Source organism: Rhodococcus sp. IC4_135, assembly GCF_011602025.1.
GTDB lineage: Bacteria > Actinomycetota > Actinomycetes > Mycobacteriales > Mycobacteriaceae > Rhodococcus_F > Rhodococcus_F baikonurensis.
In genome coordinates this window covers 259,679-278,878 of record NZ_JAAOLG010000006.1, presented here as the reverse complement: position 1 = coordinate 278,878, position 19,200 = coordinate 259,679, and the positions used below count along the sequence as shown (strand labels likewise).

General features: G+C 63.3%; 19 protein-coding genes and 1 tRNA gene. 11 read left to right on the top strand and 9 right to left on the bottom strand.

The window, feature by feature from the left end; all coding sequences use genetic code 11:
- The first annotated feature begins 188 nt into the window (after positions 1 to 188).
- From G8767_RS14690 to G8767_RS14680, 3 genes are all read left to right on the top strand, one after another.
- Positions 189 to 1,316, top strand: a complete 1,128-nt coding sequence (locus G8767_RS14690; protein WP_019748970.1) for an NDMA-dependent alcohol dehydrogenase — start codon at positions 189 to 191, stop codon at positions 1,314 to 1,316.
- A 38-nt stretch (positions 1,317 to 1,354) separates the two neighbouring features.
- Positions 1,355 to 2,194: a serine hydrolase domain-containing protein gene (locus G8767_RS14685; RefSeq protein WP_166810552.1), complete on the top strand. Its 840-nt coding sequence runs from the start codon at positions 1,355 to 1,357 to the stop codon at positions 2,192 to 2,194.
- A 128-nt stretch (positions 2,195 to 2,322) separates the two neighbouring features.
- Positions 2,323 to 2,832 carry a DUF3145 domain-containing protein gene (locus tag G8767_RS14680; protein WP_003941617.1) on the top strand — a complete coding sequence of 170 codons (510 nt, stop codon included), beginning with the start codon at positions 2,323 to 2,325 and terminating at the stop codon, positions 2,830 to 2,832.
- A 142-nt stretch (positions 2,833 to 2,974) separates the two neighbouring features.
- Here the strand turns inward: G8767_RS14680 and G8767_RS14675 are convergent, their stop codons facing one another.
- The 6 genes from G8767_RS14675 to aceE form a co-directional block, all read right to left on the bottom strand.
- Positions 2,975 to 4,408, bottom strand: coding sequence for a carboxyl transferase domain-containing protein (locus G8767_RS14675; protein ID WP_166810551.1), 1,434 nt, complete (start codon positions 4,406 to 4,408; stop codon positions 2,975 to 2,977).
- Positions 4,409 to 4,516: 108 nt separating this feature from the next.
- Positions 4,517 to 5,767, bottom strand: coding sequence for a KasA/KasB family beta-ketoacyl-ACP synthase (locus tag G8767_RS14670; protein WP_003941591.1), 1,251 nt, complete (start codon positions 5,765 to 5,767; stop codon positions 4,517 to 4,519).
- 7 nt (positions 5,768 to 5,774) lie between these two features.
- Positions 5,775 to 6,050, bottom strand: a complete 276-nt coding sequence (gene acpM / locus G8767_RS14665) for a meromycolate extension acyl carrier protein AcpM (protein WP_003941649.1) — start codon at positions 6,048 to 6,050, stop codon at positions 5,775 to 5,777.
- 84 nt (positions 6,051 to 6,134) lie between these two features.
- Positions 6,135 to 7,043: an ACP S-malonyltransferase gene (locus G8767_RS14660; RefSeq protein WP_166810550.1), complete on the bottom strand. Its 909-nt coding sequence runs from the start codon at positions 7,041 to 7,043 to the stop codon at positions 6,135 to 6,137.
- Between the two features lie 127 nt (positions 7,044 to 7,170).
- Positions 7,171 to 8,499, bottom strand: a complete 1,329-nt coding sequence (locus tag G8767_RS14655) for a helix-turn-helix domain-containing protein (RefSeq protein WP_003941635.1) — start codon at positions 8,497 to 8,499, stop codon at positions 7,171 to 7,173.
- Positions 8,500 to 8,598: 99 nt separating this feature from the next.
- Positions 8,599 to 11,454 carry a pyruvate dehydrogenase (acetyl-transferring), homodimeric type gene (gene aceE / locus G8767_RS14650; RefSeq protein WP_095969802.1) on the bottom strand — a complete coding sequence of 952 codons (2,856 nt, stop codon included), beginning with the start codon at positions 11,452 to 11,454 and terminating at the stop codon, positions 8,599 to 8,601.
- 380 nt (positions 11,455 to 11,834) lie between these two features.
- On the opposite strand from aceE, the gene G8767_RS35820 reads away from it, so the two are divergent.
- The 6 genes from G8767_RS35820 to G8767_RS14615 all read left to right on the top strand — a co-directional run bounded on the left by G8767_RS35820 (position 11,835) and on the right by G8767_RS14615 (position 14,857).
- The gene (locus tag G8767_RS35820; protein WP_240952289.1) at positions 11,835 to 12,248 is read left to right on the top strand and encodes a hypothetical protein; all 414 of its coding nucleotides are present in this window, start codon (positions 11,835 to 11,837) and stop codon (positions 12,246 to 12,248) included.
- A 177-nt stretch (positions 12,249 to 12,425) separates the two neighbouring features.
- On the top strand, positions 12,426 to 12,851 hold the full coding sequence (locus G8767_RS14635) for a DUF3052 domain-containing protein (RefSeq protein WP_003941575.1): 426 nt from the start codon (positions 12,426 to 12,428) through the stop codon (positions 12,849 to 12,851).
- A gap of 35 nt (positions 12,852 to 12,886) precedes the next feature.
- Positions 12,887 to 13,351 carry a peroxiredoxin gene (locus tag G8767_RS14630; RefSeq protein ID WP_003941619.1) on the top strand — a complete coding sequence of 155 codons (465 nt, stop codon included), beginning with the start codon at positions 12,887 to 12,889 and terminating at the stop codon, positions 13,349 to 13,351.
- 32 nt (positions 13,352 to 13,383) lie between these two features.
- Positions 13,384 to 13,455: transfer RNA gene (locus tag G8767_RS14625), tRNA-Val, on the top strand.
- Positions 13,456 to 13,547: 92 nt separating this feature from the next.
- Positions 13,548 to 13,772: a hypothetical protein gene (locus tag G8767_RS14620; protein WP_081558012.1), complete on the top strand. Its 225-nt coding sequence runs from the start codon at positions 13,548 to 13,550 to the stop codon at positions 13,770 to 13,772.
- A gap of 65 nt (positions 13,773 to 13,837) precedes the next feature.
- A complete protein-coding gene (locus tag G8767_RS14615) occupies positions 13,838 to 14,857 on the top strand; it encodes a cobalamin biosynthesis protein (RefSeq protein ID WP_346842992.1) in 1,020 nt (339 codons plus the stop codon).
- On the opposite strand, the gene G8767_RS14610 is transcribed toward G8767_RS14615, so the two are convergent.
- The 3 genes from G8767_RS14610 to G8767_RS14600 are packed head-to-tail and all read right to left on the bottom strand — an operon-like array spanning position 14,798 to position 16,940.
- A complete protein-coding gene (locus tag G8767_RS14610) occupies positions 14,798 to 15,736 on the bottom strand; it encodes an SURF1 family protein (RefSeq protein ID WP_095969804.1) in 939 nt (312 codons plus the stop codon). The genes G8767_RS14615 and G8767_RS14610 overlap by 60 nt on opposite strands.
- 48 nt (positions 15,737 to 15,784) lie before the next feature.
- Entirely contained in the window at positions 15,785 to 16,258 is a 474-nt protein-coding gene (locus G8767_RS14605; RefSeq protein WP_166810549.1) for a low molecular weight protein-tyrosine-phosphatase, read from the bottom strand.
- Complete coding sequence (locus G8767_RS14600; protein ID WP_095969806.1) at positions 16,245 to 16,940, bottom strand: HAD hydrolase-like protein; 696 nt, start codon at positions 16,938 to 16,940, stop codon at positions 16,245 to 16,247. Before G8767_RS14600 ends, G8767_RS14605 begins: the two co-directional genes overlap by 14 nt.
- Positions 16,941 to 16,996: 56 nt before the next feature.
- Here G8767_RS14600 and cobC point away from each other — a divergent pair, with 56 nt between their 5' ends.
- Both cobC and G8767_RS14590 read left to right on the top strand, forming a co-directional pair.
- Complete coding sequence (cobC, locus tag G8767_RS14595; protein WP_166810548.1) at positions 16,997 to 18,031, top strand: Rv2231c family pyridoxal phosphate-dependent protein CobC; 1,035 nt, start codon at positions 16,997 to 16,999, stop codon at positions 18,029 to 18,031.
- Positions 18,028 to 19,161, top strand: a complete 1,134-nt coding sequence (locus tag G8767_RS14590; protein WP_166810547.1) for a Nif3-like dinuclear metal center hexameric protein — start codon at positions 18,028 to 18,030, stop codon at positions 19,159 to 19,161. The genes cobC and G8767_RS14590 overlap by 4 nt, the downstream gene beginning before the upstream one ends.
- The last annotated feature ends 39 nt before the right edge of the window (positions 19,162 to 19,200 follow it).

The window sequence follows — 19,200 nt, the reverse complement described above, 5'->3', positions numbered from 1 at the left end:
GGAGAGACAGTGCCGTTGTCCCACTCAGTGGGTCGTTATTTACGTGCTCGCCGCGCCGATTGTGCCAGGTCATTTGGACGTCTGACCTGCAGTGCAAAATCTTTCGTTAGAACACGTTCCAATTTCGCGGATTTGTGGCTATGGTCACAGAGATAGATGCGGGTGTGCGAATGAAAGGGTGAAGTGACGTGAAGACCAAGGGTGCAATCCTGTGGGGCCTCAACGAAAAGTGGTCCGTCGAGGAGATCGAGATCGGCGAACCGGTAGCCGGCGAAGTTCAAATTCGCATGGAAGCGGCCGGAATGTGCCACTCCGATCACCACATCGTCACCGGCGCGACTCCGATGCCGTCGTTCCCCGTCATGGGCGGGCACGAGGGTTCGGGCGTCATCACCAAGCTCGGCCCGGAGGTCAAGGGCCTGGAGGTCGGCGACCACGTCGTTCTGTCCTTCATTCCGGCTTGTGGAACCTGTCCGGCGTGTTCGGCCGGACATCAGAATCTGTGTGACCTCGGGATGGGCCTCCTCAGCGGCCAGGCCATCAGCGACGGCACGTACCGGATCCAGGCTCGCGGCGAAAACGTGATCCCGATGTGCCTGCTAGGGACGTTCTCGCCCTACATGGTCGTGAACCAGTCGTCAGTGGTGAAGATCGACAAGGACATCCCGTTCGAGGTTGCCGCACTCGTCGGTTGCGGTGTTCCCACCGGTTGGGGATCGGCAACCCACATCGCCGATGTGAAGCCGGGCGAAGACGTGGTGATCATGGGTGTCGGCGGCGTCGGTATCAGTGCCCTGCAGGGTGCAGTTGCCTCGGGTGCTCGGTACATCTTTGCCATCGACCCGGTGCCGTGGAAGCGTGAGCAGGCTCTGAAGTTCGGTGCAACGCATGCTTTCGAAAGCGCCGCCGCGGCCATTCAGCCGATCATCGACGCTACGTATGGACGCATGGCGCAGAAGACGATCATCACCGTCGGCGAAATGAAGGGTGAGTACGTCGAAGAAGCGATGATTCTGACGGCCAAGGCTGGCCGTTGTGTTGTCACCGCAATGGGGCATCTGACGGACATGGATGTGAAGCTGAACCTGTTCCTGATGTCGATGCTTCAGAAGGATCTTCAGGGCAACATCTTCGGTGGTGGCAACGCTCGCCAGGACGTCCCGAACCTTCTCGCGATGTACAAGGCGGGCAAGCTGAACCTCGACGACATGGTCACTCGGACCTACACGCTCGAAGGCGTGAACGACGGCTACCAGGACATGTTGGATGGCAAGAACATCCGCGGCGTCATCCGCTACACCGAAGCTGACTGGTGATCGGAAGCTCGCAACTCTTGTGCCAGTAGTCTGATCGGGTGCCCAGTACTCACAGTCTCGACGTAATCCAGCAGTGGCCGGTCGACAACGCGGCAGCGGTCGTCCTCTCCGGGAAGAATCCGGTAGAGGGCGACCGCGTTCGTGGTTTAAGCGGCGACCAGTCGCACGTTTTCCCCCTGGCTTCGGTGACAAAACTGTTGTGCGCCTACGCGATTCTCGTGGCAGTGGAGGAAGGGGCGGTCGAGCTGGATGGGCCGGCCGGGCCCGAGGGGTCGACCGTTCGTCACCTCCTCGCGCATGCCTCGGGGTTGGCATTCGCCGAACGTGTCGTTCAGGCGCCGGTGGCGTCGAAGCGGATTTATTCGAGTGCGGGTTTCGAAGTTCTTGCCGAGTTGGTTTCCCGGGAGACCGAGATCGAGTTTGCCGATTACCTGGCCGAGGCGGTGTTCGCGCCGTTGGGGATGACCAGCGCGGCTCTTGTCGGTCCGGCCGGCCACGGTGCGCAGGCATCGGCAGACGACTTGGCCAAGTTCGCGGCCGAACTGCTCTCGCCGACGCTGATCTCGACGCAGACGTTCGCAGAGGCGACAACCGTGCAGTTCCCGGGGCTCAACGGAATTCTTCCGGGTTACGGCTCTCAGCGCCCCAACGACTGGGGACTCGGATTCGAAATCCGCGCCGACAAGCGTCCGCACTGGACGGGGCTCGAGAACTCGGCTGCAACCTTCGGTCATTTCGGCCAGTCGGGGACGTTCCTGTGGGTCGATCCCACGATCCACACTGCGTGCGTCGTGCTGACCGATCGTGATTTCGGTGATTGGGCCAAGCCTTTGTGGACTGAATTGTCCGATGGTGTGATCGGCGAAGTTTCCCGATAGAGCACAAATTTCTCTCCTTCCACTGGCGCAACACGGGTAACACAAGGCACACTGTTCAATCGAGCGTGCTGCACGAACTCGACAGAGGTCGTTGGGGAAGACGTCCCTCGTCGAAGCAGGAGGCTCGAGTGCGCGAGATGAATCAATTCGCGGACGTGACGACTGGTGTGGTGTACATCCACTCGTCGCCCGCGGCGCTGTGCCCGCACGTGGATTGGGCTCTGTCCGCCACGTTGGACAGCCCTGCCAAGCTCAGATGGACCTCACAGCCCGCCTACGACGGGCTTCTCCGGGCGACGACGGACTGGACAGGTCCCGTCGGAACCTGTGCCCGCCTGGTCGATTCGCTACGCGCCTGGCCGATGTTGCGGTTCGAGGTCACCGAGGACCCGAGTCATGGCGTCGACGGCGAACGGTACAGCCATGTACCCGGTCTCGGCTTGTGGCGCGGATCCACCAGTGCGAATGGTGATGTCGTCGTCGGGGAGATGAAGCTACGGTCCATCATGAATTCCGGAGGAGACATCGCCGCGGAAATCGATCGGGCGATAGGCGCACCGTGGGACGAAGAACTCGAACCCTTCCGGAGTTCCGGCGAAGGTGCAGAAGTAACCTGGCTGCGGAGGCGTGTCAGCTGATCCAGGTCCATCCTGAACCCGGAGTGAACCTTTCGGCTTGAACGACACAGAGTTGAACGACACAGAGTTGAACGACCAAGACTTGAATGACAAAAGGTGGGCCCCGCCGTATCGGCGAGGCCCACCTTGCTGTCAAGGGTTGTCAGAGCGGAATGTTCTTGTGCCGCGCGCGGACAGATGGTGCAGATGCGAGCGCAGCGGTCACGATGCTGCGAGTCTTCGCCGGGTCGATTTCCTCGTCGACGACGCCGATTTCAACCGCGCGGTCTACGCCGCCCGCGATCGCCTCGTGTTCGGCGGCGAGACGGTCGTGCAATGCTTCACGCTCGTCGTCCGGTGCCGCAGCGAGAGCCCGCTTGTGCAGGATGCCGACCGCGGCCTTCGCGCCCATCACGGCTACTTCGGAGTTGGGCCAAGCGAATACGGCCGTGGCACCGAGTGCTCGCGAGTTCATTGCTATGTAGGCGCCGCCGTAGATCTTTCGAGTAACGACGGTGACGCGGGGGACAGTTGCCTCGGCGAAGGCGTGAAGCAACTTCGCTCCGCGCCGAACCACACCTTCCCACTCCATCGACACGCCCGGCAGATACCCGGGAACATCGACGACGACCACGAGCGGCACGCCGAATGCGTTGCACAGTCGCACGAATCGAGCGGCCTTCTCGGCGCTTTCGGAGTTCAGGCACCCGCCGAGTCGGAGTGGGTTGTTCGCGATGACACCAACGGTGCGTCCGGCCATCCGACCGAAACCGGTGACGATGCTCCGGGCGTAATTACCTTGCAGTTCTTCGAAACTCGACTCACCTTCGACGTTGTCGAGCATTTCGTGAACGATCGGACGAACGTCGTATGCACGTTTTGCGGATGCAGGCATCATGGCGCGCAGATCACTGTCGCCGAGTTCCGCTGCCCGCTGATCGAATTCGCCCTGCTCGCACATCATCGAGACCAGGCGGCGCGCGCGGTGCAATGCGTCGGCCTCGTCGTGTGCGGCGATGTGCGCGACACCCGACTTCTTGGTGTGTGTGTCCGGGCCGCCGAGTGACACCATGTCTACCTGTTCGCCGGTGACACTGCGAACTACGTCTGGGCCGGTGACGAACACTCGGCCTTCCGGCGCCATGATCACGACATCGGTGAGGGCTGGACCGTACGCGGCTCCACCGGCGGCAAAGCCGAGCACGACCGAAATTTGAGGTATGAGACCCGACGCGCGGACCATGGCCTCGAAGACAAGTCCGACGGCGTGGAGCGCTTCGACGCCTTCAGCCAGACGCGCGCCACCGGAGTGCCAGAGGCCCACGATGGGGGACTCTTCCTCGATGGCGGTATCGATGGCTTTGACGAGGTGTTTGCAACCGTCGACGCCCATGGCGCCGCCCATGACGGTGGCGTCGGAGCAGTATGCGATGGTGCGCACGCCGTCGATGTTTCCGGACGCAGCGAGCACGCCGGACTGGTCGCGGGCGTGGAGCGGCACTGTCGTGCCGGGGTCGAACAGATTTTCCAGGCGCGCAAGAGGATCGCGCGGGTCTGTCGATGATTCGGACTTTGTCACGGGGGCCAGGATGGTCATCGCGTCCTCCTTCAGTACGAGCCTTGGGTGGAACGAAAGGTCGGTGTTGTCCGCGGGTGACGTTGTGGTGCAACGACACCCGCGGACAGGTGCAAACCGCGGTTCGGGCTAGGCCCGACCGAAGGCGAGCGCGACATTGTGCCCACCGAAACCGAACGAGTTGTTCAGTGCGAAATCGAAAGAGCCGGTTCGGGGTTCACCCTTGACGACATCGAGATCGATTTCTGGATCCTGGCTGTCAACGTTGAGCGTGGGCGGGATGATCCCGTCACGCACTGCCAGAACCGTCAGGACTGATTCGAGGGCGCCGACAGCGCCGATCGAGTGTCCCAGCGCGGATTTCGGGCCGTACACCGCAGCGTGATTGCCGACCGCTGCGTTGATTGCCTTTGCCTCTGCGATGTCACCGATCGGCGTCGCAGTGGCGTGGGCGTTGATGTGCTTGATGTCGGACTTCGTCAGTCCGGCCATCTCGATTGCTCGGGTCATGGCTCGCGCCGCGCCCAGGCCTTCCGGATGCGGTGCCACGATGTGGTACCCGTCCGAAGTGATTCCGGAACCGAGGAGGCGGGCGTGAATCGTTGCCCCGCGTGCCTTTGCATGTTCCTCGGTTTCGAGGATCATCAGTGCGCCGGCTTCGCCGAAGACAAATCCGTCGCGGTCCTTGTCGAAAGGACGTGAAGCTGCGGCCGGATTGTCGTTGTTGGTGCTCATCGCACGCATCATGGCGAAGCTCGCGATCGGAACCGCGTCGATGAAGCTCTCGACTCCACCGGCCACAACCATGTCCGCGTCACCCATGACAAGCATGCGGTGAGCGTGAGCAATTGCCTCGGATCCCGACGAACATGCCGAAACCGGGGTGATGACGCCACCGCGGGCCCCGAGTTCGAGCCCGACCGTTGCGGCTGGTCCGTTGGGCATGACCATCTGCACCGAGAACGGGGACACCTTGCGGTATCCGCCGCCACGGAGCTTGTCGACGGCGTCGATGAGCGTGTCGCCGCCGCCGAGTCCGGTGCCGATGACAACCGCGAGGCGGTCCTGATCGACTTCGGGGCTGCCGGCGTTGCTCCAGACCGTGCGACTCAACGTGAGGGCAAGGCGTTCCACCCAGCTCATCCGTCGAATTTCGACGCGGGACAAGCCCTCGTCCGGTGAAACCTTCAGGTGCCCGCCGATGCGAATGGGAAGGTCGAACTCGTCGATGAACGGGTCATCGAGGATTCCGATGCCGCTTTCGCCGGCGAGTAGCGCCTTCCACGTGCCATCCACATCACCAGCCACCGAGGTCGACGTCGCGAGGCTCGTGACGACGATGTCGGGGAATTTCCCTTTGCGGGTAGAAGCGGAAGTCACGGTCGGCTCACTCTGCGTTCTTGGCTTCGGCGCCTTCGGCTTCGAGCTTCTGGATGTACGCGACGATGTCGCCGACGGTGCGCAGGCCTGCGAGATCCTCGTCGGGGACCTTCACGCCGTACTTGTCTTCGGTCTGAACAGCGATCTCGACCATGGACAGGGAGTCGATATCGAGGTCGTCCACGAAGGACTTGTCAACGGTGACCTCGGAAGGCTCGATACCGGTGACCTCCTCCACGATCTGGCCGAGTTCCGCGATGATTTCTTCCTGAGTGTGGGCCACTGGTGTGGCTCCCTTCTTGATCGATTGAGGTGGGGTGAAACGTCCGGCCGCCGTTCGGGCTGATCGGCCGGGTGGGCGCCCGAGCTAGGTCAGCTCGGACAGTGCGGAGATATCCTCCGGGTTCTTGAGGGCCACCGTCGGTGTGCCACGCATTTCGCGCTTGGCAATTCCGACGAGGGTTCCGGCCGGCGGGAGTTCCACGATCGCGGTGACTTCGGCTGTCCGCAACGACGCGGAGCAGAGGTCCCAACGAACGGGGCGGGTTACCTGCGCGGCAAGTTTGGTGAGGGCGTCGGCGCCCGAGGAAACGGGTGCGCCGTCGGAGTTGGAAAGCAGCGTGCGCGTCGGATCGGACGGGGTGATCTTGGCGGCAGCAGCTGCGACGGCTTCCTGGGCAGGTGCCATGAACCGGGTGTGGAAAGCGCCGGCGACGGGCAGTGCGCGGACGCGGGCCTTCTCAGGTGCGTTTGCTGCGAGTTCTTCGAGCGCGGTGAGCAGTCCGGCAGCCACGATCTGGCCGGCCGCATTGCGGTTGGCCGGTTCCAATCCGAGTTCTTCGAGTCGTGCGAGCACTTCGGCTTCGTCGCCACCGAGAACGGCTGACATGCCGGTGGGCTCTAGCGCACAGGCCTTGGCCATCTCGGCGCCGCGGAGGGCGGCAAGCGCGACGGCGTCGTCGGCGGAAATGACACCGGCGACCGCAGCAGCGGCAAGTTCACCCACCGAATGGCCGGCAGCGATGACGTCGGCGCCGAGGAGCCCACGTGATTCGATTTCCTCATATGCCAGCAGAGCAGCGGCAACGACGAGGGGCTGGGTTACCGAGGTGTCGGTGATTTCTTCGGCAGTCGCGGTCGTGCCGAGTCGAACGAGGTCCAGGCCGGCTGCCTTCGACCACACTTCGAGGCGGTCTTGCGCTCCGGGCAGTGCCAGCCAGGGGCTGAGCATGCCGGGTGTCTGAGAGCCCTGTCCCGGGGCGAGCAACGAAATCACTTATTAAGAGAACACCGCCGCGAGTGACCTGCGAGATGTCGGTCGCGATGAACTCTGGCGAAGTGTTTTGTAGGGTTCCTACAAAATCCCACGTCGCGCTTGGCCATCGAAATTGGACGCTCCGGGGTTACAGGTTTGTTTGTCCGGATGTTAAAGATGTGACTGAAGTAACCGAATTGTTCGATTTGAGATCGATTTGTGTCAATCGGCCCACGGTAGCGGCGATTCGTAGTACGTACGCGTCGCGTGGATTCGTCGGATCCCGGCCGGTAACTTCGGCGATCCGCTTCAAGCGGTACCGAACGGTATTTGGATGAACAAACAGAAGGCGTGCACAAGTCTCAACCGCACCTCCACAGTCGAGATAGCTGTCTAAAGTATCGGTCAAGACTGTGCCGGATTCAGCTAAAGGTGCGACCAGGAAATCGCGGAGAGCCTTTACGGCAGCGGCGTCTCCCAGTAGTGCCCGTTCGGGGAGTAGTTCAGTCGCAAAAACCGGACGAGGTGCGCCGCGCCACCCGGCGACGGCCTTGATTCCCGCCAGAGCTTCGGATGCACTGAAGTGCGCGGCGCTCAACGAGGGCGTGGTCGGGCCGATCACCACCGGCTCGTCGGCGAAACTCATGAGCAGATCCTGAAGGAATTGGCTGCCCTCCGTCTTGCTGCTCAGCTCGCCGCTGACGATCATCACCAGTCGCGGACCCTGCACCACGGCAAGAACAGCGCGCCCGTGCGCGGCGGCGGTCGCGTGGACGGTGCCGGCAACCGAGACGCGCTCGTCCGGCGGGGGAGACCCGACGATGACGGTGGCCGGAGCCGTCGCATCCCAGTTCAACGTCGCGGCACGGGAAAGCATGTCCGATCCGGTGTCTCCTTGCACGACGGCGTCGACGACGAGCGCTTCCAGCCGCGTGTCCAGCGCGCCACGAGATTCGGCGGCGCTTGCGTACACCGTCGCCGCTGCGAAGCCCAGTTCACGCCCGTAGCGCAGGACGGCTTCTGTCAGCGCGATCAGCTGTTGATCGTTGCGGGCGAGAGCCGGTAGCCACTTCTCGAAGAACTCCATCGCCACCCGGACCATGTCGACGGTCTGGCGCAGCGTGAGCTGTCGAGCAAGATCCTGAGGGATGACCGGAAAAGACTCGTATCCGAAGCTGATCTCCGAGTCGAGTTGCCGCAGCCATTCGAGGAAATTCACCACCGACGTCTGAACCAGGAGCTGAACGTCGGCACGTTGCGAAGCGTCGAGACTGTCGAAGAACGGAAGCTGCTCCTCCATCACGGTCACGGCCTCGGTGGAGAGCCGACCGGAGAACTGTTTGACGCGGCGGAGCAAGGCCTCGGGAAGCGGATCGCGAACCTGACGACGGCGGGCGAGGACAGCCTGCAACCCGGACGACTGTGGTCGAGTGCGGCGTACGCCCTCTTCGGGTTTCTCGGGATCAGGTTCGGGCATGAGAAAAACCTACGCCCATCGCCGCAGCGGATGTCGAGATGACACCCGCGGCGATGGGCGTAGGTCTGTTTTCGATCGCGCGGACTGGTGCGCTGCGACTTAAGCGCTACCGGTGTCCCCGGTCTGCTCGGGAGCGGCATTCACGTCGTCGATGCGGTATCGGCTCGCTGCTTCGACGGCCTTCGACCGCTCGATCGATCCTTCCTTCGCCAAACCGATGAGCACCGCGACGACGATGGACTCGGCATCGACGTTGAAGTAGCGACGCGCTGCAGTGCGGGTGTCGGAGAATCCGAACCCGTCCGTGCCGAGCGTGGTGTAGTCGCCGGGAACCCACTGACGAATCTGATCCGAGACCGCCCGCATCCAGTCCGAAGCCGCGACGACAGGGCCCTGCGCCGAGGACAACGCCGTGGTGACGAAGGGAACGGGAGCATCCTCGGACGGATTGAGCAGCGCCTGACGTTCGCACTCGACGCCTTCGCGGCGCAGCTCACCCCAGGACGTGACCGACCAGACGTCGGCCGAGACGCCCCATTCGTCGGCGAGCAATTTCTGCGCCCGCAGCCCCTCGGGCATCGCGACACCGGAGACGAGGATCTGTGCCTTCGGGCCGGTTGCTTCGGACGTCTTGTAGAGGTAGATGCCCTTGAGCAATCCCTCCACGTCGAGACCTTCGGGCTCGGCCGGCTGAACGTACGGCTCGTTGTAGATGGTCAGGTAGTAGAAGATGTTCTCGCCACCGAAACCGTCGACGCCCTCGGTGCCGCCGTACATGCGGCGCAAGCCGTCCTTGACGATGTGCGCCAACTCGTACGAGAACGCGGCGTCGTACGTGACAGCGGCCGGGTTGGTCGATGCCAGCAGCAGCGAGTGACCGTCGGCGTGCTGGAGACCTTCGCCGGTCAGGGTGGTACGACCGGCGGTCGCGCCGAGAACGAATCCGCGAGCCATCTGGTCGGCGGCCGCCCACAGGCCGTCGCCGGTGCGCTGGAAACCGAACATCGAGTAGAAGATGTACAGCGGAATCATCGGTTCGCCGTGGGTGGCGTACGACGTGCCGACTGCGGTGAACGAAGCCGTCGAACCTGCCTCGTTGATGCCCTCGTGCAGGATCTGGCCGATCGGGCTCTCCTTGTAGGCGAGCATGAGTTCGGCGTCGACGGAGGTGTAGAGCTGTCCGTTGCGGTTGTAGATCTTCAGTGACGGGAACCACGAGTCCATACCGAAGGTGCGAGCCTCGTCCGGGATGATCGGCACGATTCGCTTGCCGATCTCCTTGTCGCGCAACAGTTCCTTGAGGATGCGCACGATCGCCATGGTGGTGGCGACTTCCTGCTTGCCCGAACCCTTGCGGATGACGTCGTACGTCTTGTCCTCGGGGAGCTTGAGCGGAGCAGCGTCGGTGTTACGGGACGGCAGGAATCCGCCGAGTGCTTTACGACGGTCGAGCATGTACTTGATCTCGGGAGCGTCCGCGCCCGGGTGGTAGTACGGAGGCAGGTACGGATCCTTCTCGAGCTCGGCGTCCGAGATCGGGATGTGCTGCATGTCGCGGAATGCCTTGAGATCGTCCAGCGTCAGCTTCTTCATCTGGTGTGTGGCGTTACGGCCCTCGAAGTGCTTGCCGAGGGTGTAGCCCTTGATGGTGTGCGCGAGGATGACCGTCGGCTGGCCCTTGTGTGCCATGGCGGCTGCGTAGGCGGCGTGGACCTTGCGGTAGTCGTGGCCACCACGCTTGAGGTTCCAGATTTCCTGGTCGGTGAGGTCCTTGACCAGTTCCTTGGTGCGGGGGTCACGTCCGAAGAAGTGATCGCGTACGAACGCGCCGTCGTTGGCCTTGTACGTCTGGTAGTCACCGTCCGGCGTCACGTTCATCAGGTTGACCAGTGCGCCGTCGCGATCGGCATGCAGCAGTGCATCCCACTCGCGACCCCAGACGACCTTGATGACGTTCCAGCCGGCACCGCGGAAGAACGATTCCAGTTCCTGGATGATCTTTCCGTTGCCGCGGACCGGGCCGTCGAGGCGTTGGAGGTTGCAGTTCACGACGAACGTGAGGTTGTCGAGGCCTTCGGTTGCCGCGACGTGAGCGAGGCCGCGTGATTCGGGCTCGTCCATTTCGCCGTCGCCGAGGAACGCCCACACATGCTGATCGGTGGTGTCCTTGATGCCGCGGTCGTTGAGGTAGTGGTTGAACCGGGCCTGGTAGATGGCGTTCATCGGGCCGAGGCCCATCGAAACCGTCGGGAATTCCCAGAAGTCGGGAAGCAGCCGTGGGTGCGGGTAGGACGGCAGTGCGCCGCCGAAGTCCGCGTGCGACTTCTCCTGGCGGAATCCGTCGAGCTGTTCCGCGGGGATGCGGCCCTCGAGGAAGGCGCGCGCGTAGATGCCGGGGGAGGCGTGACCCTGGATGAAGATGTGGTCGCCTCCGCCCGGGTGGTCCTTGCCGCGGAAGAAGTGGTTGAAGCCGACCTCGTACAACGCTGCCGAGGATGCGTAGGTGGAGATGTGACCGCCGACGCCGACGCCCGGTCGCTGGGCGCGGTGGACCATGATCGCGGCGTTCCAACGGATCCAGGCGCGGTATCGGCGCTCGACCTCTTCGTCGCCGGGGAACCACGGCTCGTTTTCGGTCGGAATCGTGTTGACGTAGTCGGTCGAGGTGAGCGCGGGGAGTGCGACGTGCTTCTCACCGGCGCGTTCGAGCATGCGGAGCATGAGGTAGCGGGCACGCGTGGGTCCGGATCGATCCAGAAGTCCGTCGAATGATTCGAGCCATTCGGTGGTCTCGTCCGGATCGATGTCCGGCAGGTACGACGCAACACCTTCGCGAATGACGCGAACGCGACCGTCGGTTCCCCCCGGCGTGTTCGATGCGGGCGAACCCGACTCGCCGGCGGCGCCGGAATCGGCGTTCTGCCCGGACGCGGGACCCTGGATCAGGTCAGACAACGTGTGCTCCTCATTGGTTTGGGGACGCGTGGTGGGGCGTCCTTACATAGGTGATCGAGGCCTTGTTAGGTCCGACGCACTTCCATCGTGAATATGGCGCGTACCTCATCTTTCACCATCCCGGTCGGTCCGGCACACCTCGCCTCTGGTTACTCTCGGGTAGCGTTTTTCGGCGTGACGCAGGGGTGTGATGGTTCCCCGTAGTCACAGGCTTGGGGGATCGATCGGAACGTATGAAGGGGTGGGAAAAAATAAACAAAGAAATCAATTACGGCAGGGTCGGGGCGTGGGTTTCGATCGGATCGATCGCAGTGGGACTGTCAGTGATCGTGGGGTGCTCGGCGGCGGTGACCGGATCGGCGGTACCCAATGAAGCGCAAGTGGCTGCATACCGATCCGAGGTGAGTGTCTCGGTGGCCGCGGCGTCCTCGTCGAAAGCGGCGGCAGATGCGGCGGAGGCGGCTTTCGCGATCTGTGAGGAAGCGGTCTCTCGATCGAAGGACGACGTTGTCGCGTTCAATGCCTACGTCGACGCCGGAAATCACGGTGAGACGGATCTGAGGGCTGAAGCCGGCGCCGCTGCTTCGTCGGCACGCGATACCGCCTCGTGGTTCGACTCGGTCTCGAGTGAACTTCCGGCGCAACTTTCCGGACTGTTCGACGAATTGGCCGCGAACCTGCGTTCATCTGCCGTCGTCATCGAGAGTGATCATTCGGCGGATGAAATCAATTCGATCAGCGATGCGAGCAATTCGATTCGCAAGTCGATCTTCGATGAATGTGGATCCCTGTGACCTGCGGTAATCCGCAGGCGTAAGGTTCGGCGTGTGTCAGAAGACGATCTTTGGTGAAAGTTTTCGGCGTGGTCGGCTTGCGCTAACGCCTCAGACCATGTTCGCTTTCCCTAATTGATCGTCAAACGGTAGGTGTGCGGGGTCGCCACACACCATCAACAAAAGGAGGACCCCACCGTGGTCGCCGCGGCGGATGCCCAGAACTACGCTCAGAAACTCGGGATTACCACTGACATGGTGGTGCAGGAACTGGGCTGGGATGAGGATACCGACGACGGCATTCGTGCCGCGGTTGAGGAAACCATCGGCGGGGAAATGCTCGACGAGGATTCCGACGAGGTCATCGACGTCGTGCTGCTGTGGTGGCGCGACGAGGACGGTGACCTGGTGGACGCCCTGATGGATGCCATCGGGCCCCTCGCCGACGAAGGCTTCGTGTGGGTTCTCACTCCCAAGACCGGTCTCGACGGACATGTCGAGCCCAGCGAGATCGCCGAATCGGCGCCGACTGCCGGCCTGACGCAGACATCGGCAGCCAACCTCGGTGACTGGTCGGGAAGTCGACTGGTTCAGCCGAAGGCTCGTCCGGCCAACAAGCGCTGACCCGGTCCTTTCCGCACTTTCCCAAGGAATCGCACATGCCTCTCGAAGTTGGTGCCCAGGCACCGGATTTCACCTTGAAGGATCAGAACAACCAGGAAGTTTCGCTCGCAGATTTCCGCGGTAAGAAGAATGTTCTGTTGGTCTTCTATCCGTTGGCCTTCACCGGGACTTGTCAGGGGGAACTCTGCAAGGTCCGTGACGAGCTTCCGAAGTTCGAGAACGACGACACTGCCATTCTCGCGATTTCTGTCGGTGCTTCGCCGACGCACAAAATCTGGTCGGCCGAGCAGGGGTACACATTTCCCTTGCTGTCGGACTTCTGGCCGCACGGTGAAGTCGCTCAGAAGTACGAGGTGTTCAACGACAAGTTGGGCTTCGCCAATCGTGGCACCTTCGTCATCGACAAAGACGGAATCATTCGTTTTGCCGAGATGAACGGCCCCGGAGAAGCTCGTGACCACGGACTTTGGGCAAACGCGCTTGCCGCGCTAGAGTCTTAGAGCACTCCCGGTGAGGGTCTCACCGGGAGTTCGGGCGTGTAGCTCAGTGGTAGAGCTCTGGTTTTACACACCAGCGGTCGGGGGTTCGAAACCCTCCGCGCCCACCGAAGTATTTGAACCCCGATCTGCATGTCGATGCAGATCGGGGTTTTTCGTTTTCGACAACGAATTGTCCGCAATACGCCATTCTGGACGCATGTCCAGTTCTGTGATCGAAGTAGCCGTCGACCCGACGCGCGTGCATCCCACCCGTCCGCACATACACATCGCCGAGATGCCCAGTCTCAGTGTTGCGTTGTTCGCGGGGCAGACGATCCGGGTTCGTTCCCAAAGCGACGCGCTGGCGACCGGGATTGCCCGTGTCTGGGAAATCAACCGAATGCACCGCTTGATCTATCTGACGATCGACTGGGACCGGTAGTGCTCAGCTCGGGCAGACACGTGACGGTTGGCCAGAGAACGAGCGTCGCTGCTACAACTACGCTCGTGCAGATTTCGGTTCGTTCGTCCCAATCTCGATTCAATGCGCGAGCCGCCGGGCTTCTCCTCGGCTACGTTGCGGATCGGGCATTCGCCGATCCGGGGCAGTTCCATCCCGTTGCCGGCTTCGGAACCGCAGCTGTCGCGCTGCAGAAGATGTCCTACCGAGATTCGCGGACGGCCGGAGCGCTTCATGTCGCCGTGCTCGTGGCCGGCGCCGCTGGGCTCGGCCTCGCAGCCGAAGCAGCCTCGCGCCGGGCCGGTTGGATGGCCGTCACGGGTACGACGGCGATAGCCACCTGGGCCGTGCTCGGCGGGACGTCGCTTGCACGCACCGGCATCGACATGGCCGCTCGATTGGAGGCGTCACAGGTCGACGGCGACCTGACGAAAGCGCGTGAGCTTCTTCCTTCACTGTGTGGACGTGATCCCTCGGTGTTGGGCGAAGAGGGCCTCGCTCGAGCTGCGCTGGAGTCGGTCGCCGAGAACACCTCCGACGCCAGTGTCGGCGCAGTATTCTGGGGTGCGGTTGCGGGTGTGCCGGGTCTGTTCGCCTACCGCGCGGTCAACACACTCGACGCGATGATCGGCTATCGCTCCGAGAAATACCTCAGATTCGGGTGGGCTGCGGCGAGGTTCGACGACCTGGTCAACATCATCCCGGCTCGGCTGACCGGCGCGCTGACGGCTGCGTGTGCACCGGTGGTGGGCGGCTCGGTTCAGGAATCACTGGCAGCGTGGAAACGCGACGCAGCGGCTCATCCAAGCCCCAATGCGGGCGTCGCGGAAGCGTCGGCGGCAGGGGCGTTGGGCATTTCGTTGGGCGGCCGGACCGAGTACGCGCACGGGGTGGAGATGCGTCCCGTCCTCGGCCGCGGGCCCGTGCCGACGCCGAACGATCTGCGCCGCGCGTCGAGGCTCTCGTCGGCGGTGCAGATCAGTGCGGCAGTGGTGTCGGCGGGTATGTCAGCGGGTATTGCCGTATCGATCGGCAAGTTTGGCTTCCTGCGCCGTCAGGGGCACTGATTCCGGTTCCGGCTTCTTGCGACGGCTGAAGGTACGAGCCGGTTCGGCGGGGGGTGCGGCAGGCGCGGTCGCTGCCGCATCTGGAGTCTTCTCGGTCGCGGCGTCGTCCGCTGCGAAGCCGTCGACAGCTGCTTGAGCCGCCTTTTCCTTGCGACGTTCGCGCCACTCCGCGCGAATGAAGTAGGCCAGTCCGAGCGGCGCCATGATGCCGAACGCCAGCCACTGGAACCCGTACGAGAGGTACGGGCCCGCGTCGAGCTGGGGGAGAGGGATCGTCCCCAGGCCGCCGGGCTGGTCGGGTTCGAGTTGGATGTACGCGTCGATCAGGTCCGTTCCGATGAACTCGCCGATCGGTCGTGCGTCGATGGAGTAGACCTGTTTGGCGCCGTCCTCGAACATCGGAACTCGGCCGGGCGCAGTGCCTTCCGACAGGCGCACGCGGCCGTTGAGGGTGACCGGCTCGGTCGGCGGAGCAGCGATGGGCGGTGCCTCGGCGCCGTTGATCGGCCGAACGTATCCGCGATTGACGAGGATCGTGCGGCCGTCGTCCAGAAGGAAAGGCGTCAGGATCTCGTACGACGGTGCGCCCTCGATGGACTGCAGTCGTACGAGGATGTCGGCGTCGGGCAGATAGGTACCTGCCGCGGTGATGTTTCGCCATTCGTCGTCCGGTGCGATCGTCGAATCGGCGATGACGTCACCGATCGGCACGGTCTCCGCGTTGATCGAGTTCGAGATCAGATCATTGCGATGCTCGGTCTTCGTGTTCTTGCCGAGTTGCCACGGAGCGAGCACGGTGAAGCACAGGTAGGCGAAGAGCCCGACCACAGCTGCCAGTACCAACCAACCGGGCCGCAACAGGAATTTCAGTCTTCGCACACGTCCACGGTATCCGTTGCCCGAACGGGAGTGAATTTTGCTCCGGGTTCAGGCTCGCTCGCGGATCCAGTCGAGTATGTCGGGAATGGCCGCTTCGATCTGGTCTCGAACCAGTTCGAAGTCCTCCTGATCCCCGTAGTACGGGTCCGGAACCGATTCTCCGTCCGCCTCGGGGTCGAACGATCGCAGTAGGCGCCGGCGCTCGGTGGGCACGCCGAGATGAGCAAGCTCACGTTCGTGCCCCGTGTCGAGGGCGACGACGAGATCGGCTGCGAGATGATCTGCGTTGACCTGCGCGGCGCTGTGGCCCGTCGGATATCCGGCCGCTCGGAGCACGACGTTGGTCCGCTCGTCGGCGTCACTGCCGGTGTGAAAGCCCTCGGTACCGGCGCTGCTGACACGGACCCGGTCGGCGAGGCCTTCGCGGCCCAGATGCGCGAGCAAGATCTTTTCGGCCATCGGTGACCGGCAGATATTGCCGGTGCACACAAACGTCACATGGAGTGGTTCAGTGGCGGCCATCGAGAAGTCCTCCCAGTTCGGATGCCGACGATACGGAGCGAAACGCTTGCCGCGCTTCCTCGGCGGAACCGTAGCCCCATTCGACGACGACGGTGGGGATGCCGTACTTCGCGGCGCCGAGGACGTCGTGATCACGATCGCCGATCATCAACACGTCGGGGGTTCCGCCGTCGGCGGCGAGGACGGGTGTGATCCCGAGTGAGGTCAGCGAGTGTGCGATCACATCGGGTTTCGCCCGTCGAGTTCCGTCGTCACTTGCGCCGCCGATGAACTCGAAGTGCTCGGCCAGACCGAAATGCTCGAGGATACGAATGGCGAACCGCTCCGACTTCGAAGTCGCGACGGCCAGTCGGGTGCCGCTCGCGCGAGCCTTACCCAGGACGACGTCCATGCCCTCGTACACCGAGTTCTCCTGCCACCCGGTCGCGTCATAGCGCTCGATGTACGCGGCGATCGCCCGGTCCACGTCCGCCGGGGCCATACCGAGTGACCTGAAGGTGTCGACCATCGGTGGGCCGATCACCGATGCCAACATCGCTTCCGTCGGCTCCGGATGGCCGACAGTTGCCAACGCATGTCGGAAGCCGCCGTGGATGCCGGGAGCGGAATCGGTGATGGTTCCGTCCAGATCGAACAGAACTACCGGAAAACGGTCGAGGGGTGGTGTCGTCACGGCACTCATTGTCCCGGACGGCAGGGGTGATGTCCGCGCACGGTGCTCGACCGTAGGCTGACCGGGTGAGTACCGGAACGGTTGACCTGGAGAGCTTGAGACATCATGGCGATGTCGAAGCGGAGCCCGGGTTGCTCGATTTTGCCGTCAACGTCCAAGGCTCCGGCCCACCGAAGTGGTTGCGGGATCGGCTGGCCGCAGGGCTGTCGACGCTCGGTTCGTACCCGTCGGCTGCAGCGGAACTGAAAGCCCGCGAAACGGTCGCGCAGCGGCACGGGCGCCGGCCCGAAGAGGTGTTGTTGCTCTCGGGCGGTGCCGAGGGATTCGCGATGCTGCCGCGCCTGGGCTCTCGTTCGGCAGCGCTGATCCATCCGTCGTTCACCGAGCCGGAATTGGCGCTGCGAGAGGCCGGTGTGCCGGTGACGCAGGTGATTCTGGAGCCGCCTTTCGAGCTTCGGACCGCACAGATACCCGAATCCGCGGACCTTGTCGTTCTCGGCAATCCGACCAACCCGACGTCCGTGCTTCACCCCAAGGCCGATGTGTTGGCATTGCGTCGGCCGGGCCGGATCCTGGTGGTGGACGAGGCCTTCGGCGATGCGGTGCCCGGCGAAACGGAGAGCGTCGCCGGTGTCGAGTCGGCGGATGTACTGGTGCTTCGGAGCCTGACCAAGACGTGGGCGCTCGCCGGATTGCGGTGTGGGTACGCGATCGGCTCTCCGGATCTTCTCGCTCGACTCACTCACGGCCGAGCCCACTGGCCATTGGGCAGTCTGCAGATCGAGGCCATCACGGCATGCTGCGAACCGTTCGCGGTCGAGCAGTCGAGGATCAAAGCCGAAGCGATTGCCGTGGACCGCCGAGACATGTCCCGGCGACTGACCGAGATCGGGATCGCCGTGCACGAACCCGCTGCGGGGCCGTTCGTGCTCATCGACGTCCGTGACGGCGCCGCGATGCGGGAGCACCTGCGTGTCCGCGGTATCGCCGTCCGCCGGTGCGACACCTTTCCCGGACTCGGCCCGGATCAGTTGCGTGTGGCCGTCCGTCCAGCCGAGCAGGTTTCGGTACTGATCGAAGCGATGAAGGAGATCTTGTGAGCGGCGCAACTCTTGCGGACGTCATAGCCGTGCTGGAATCCGCTTACCCGCCGGCCCTGGCGGAATCGTGGGATTCGGTCGGTCTGGTCTGCGGCGATCCGGCCGACGCGGTGACGCGAGTGGTTTTCGCGGTGGATCCGACCGAGGCAGTGGTCGACGACGCCATCGCCTCCGGTGCCGACCTTCTGGTCGTTCACCATCCACTTCTGCTGCGTGGGGTGGACACCGTCGGCGCTCACACGCCCAAGGGTGCGCTGGTCCACAAACTCATCAAGGCCGGGTGTGCGCTGTTCTCGGCGCACACCAATGCGGACTCCGCCGACCCTGGAGTGTCTGACGCGTTGGCGCAGGCTCTGGGCCTGACCGTGCTGCGCCCGATCGAACCCAAGCCGACGCAGCCGCTCGACAAGTGGGTCGTCATGGTTCCGGTGGAGAATGCATCGGCCGTGCAGGATGCACTTTTCGAGGCCGGGGCTGGGCGGATCGGTGACTACAGCCAGTGCAGTTGGACGGTCACCGGTACGGGTCAGTTCTTGCCAGCCGACGGTGCGAATCCGACGATCGGGACTGTGGGCGCTGTGGAGCAGGTTCGCGAGGATCGTGTGGAAGTGATTGCCCCACGCGGAAAGCGAAGTGCGGTGCTGGGCGCATTGCGGGCGGCCCACCCGTACGAGGAACCGGCCTTCGATGTCTTCGAGCTCGCAGCGTTCCCCAGTTCGCTCGGACTGGGGCGGTTGGGTGAGCTCGACCACCCCGAAACCTTGCGGGAGTTCACCGCGCGAGTAGCGCGCTCATTGCCCTCGACCGAGTGGGGTGTTCGCGCGGCCGGAGATCCAGACGCAACCGTTCGTACCGTGGCGGTGTGCGGCGGTTCCGGCGACTCGTATCTCGACGTGGTGGCGGGACTGGGCGCCGACGTCTACGTCACTGCGGACCTGCGGCATCATCCTGCGGACGAGCACCTACGTGCCGGTGGCCCGGCTCTGGTCGACGTCGCCCATTGGGCGAGTGAATACCCGTGGTGTGCACAGGCGAAATCGGTGCTCGACGCCGCGTTTGCCGACAATCCGGGGTGGGAAAGCCGGGTTTCGACAATTCGCACCGATCCTTGGTGTTTGAGTGCGCATTAGTGCAGCGCTCTGCAAGGTACGGTTGCACGAACAATTCAA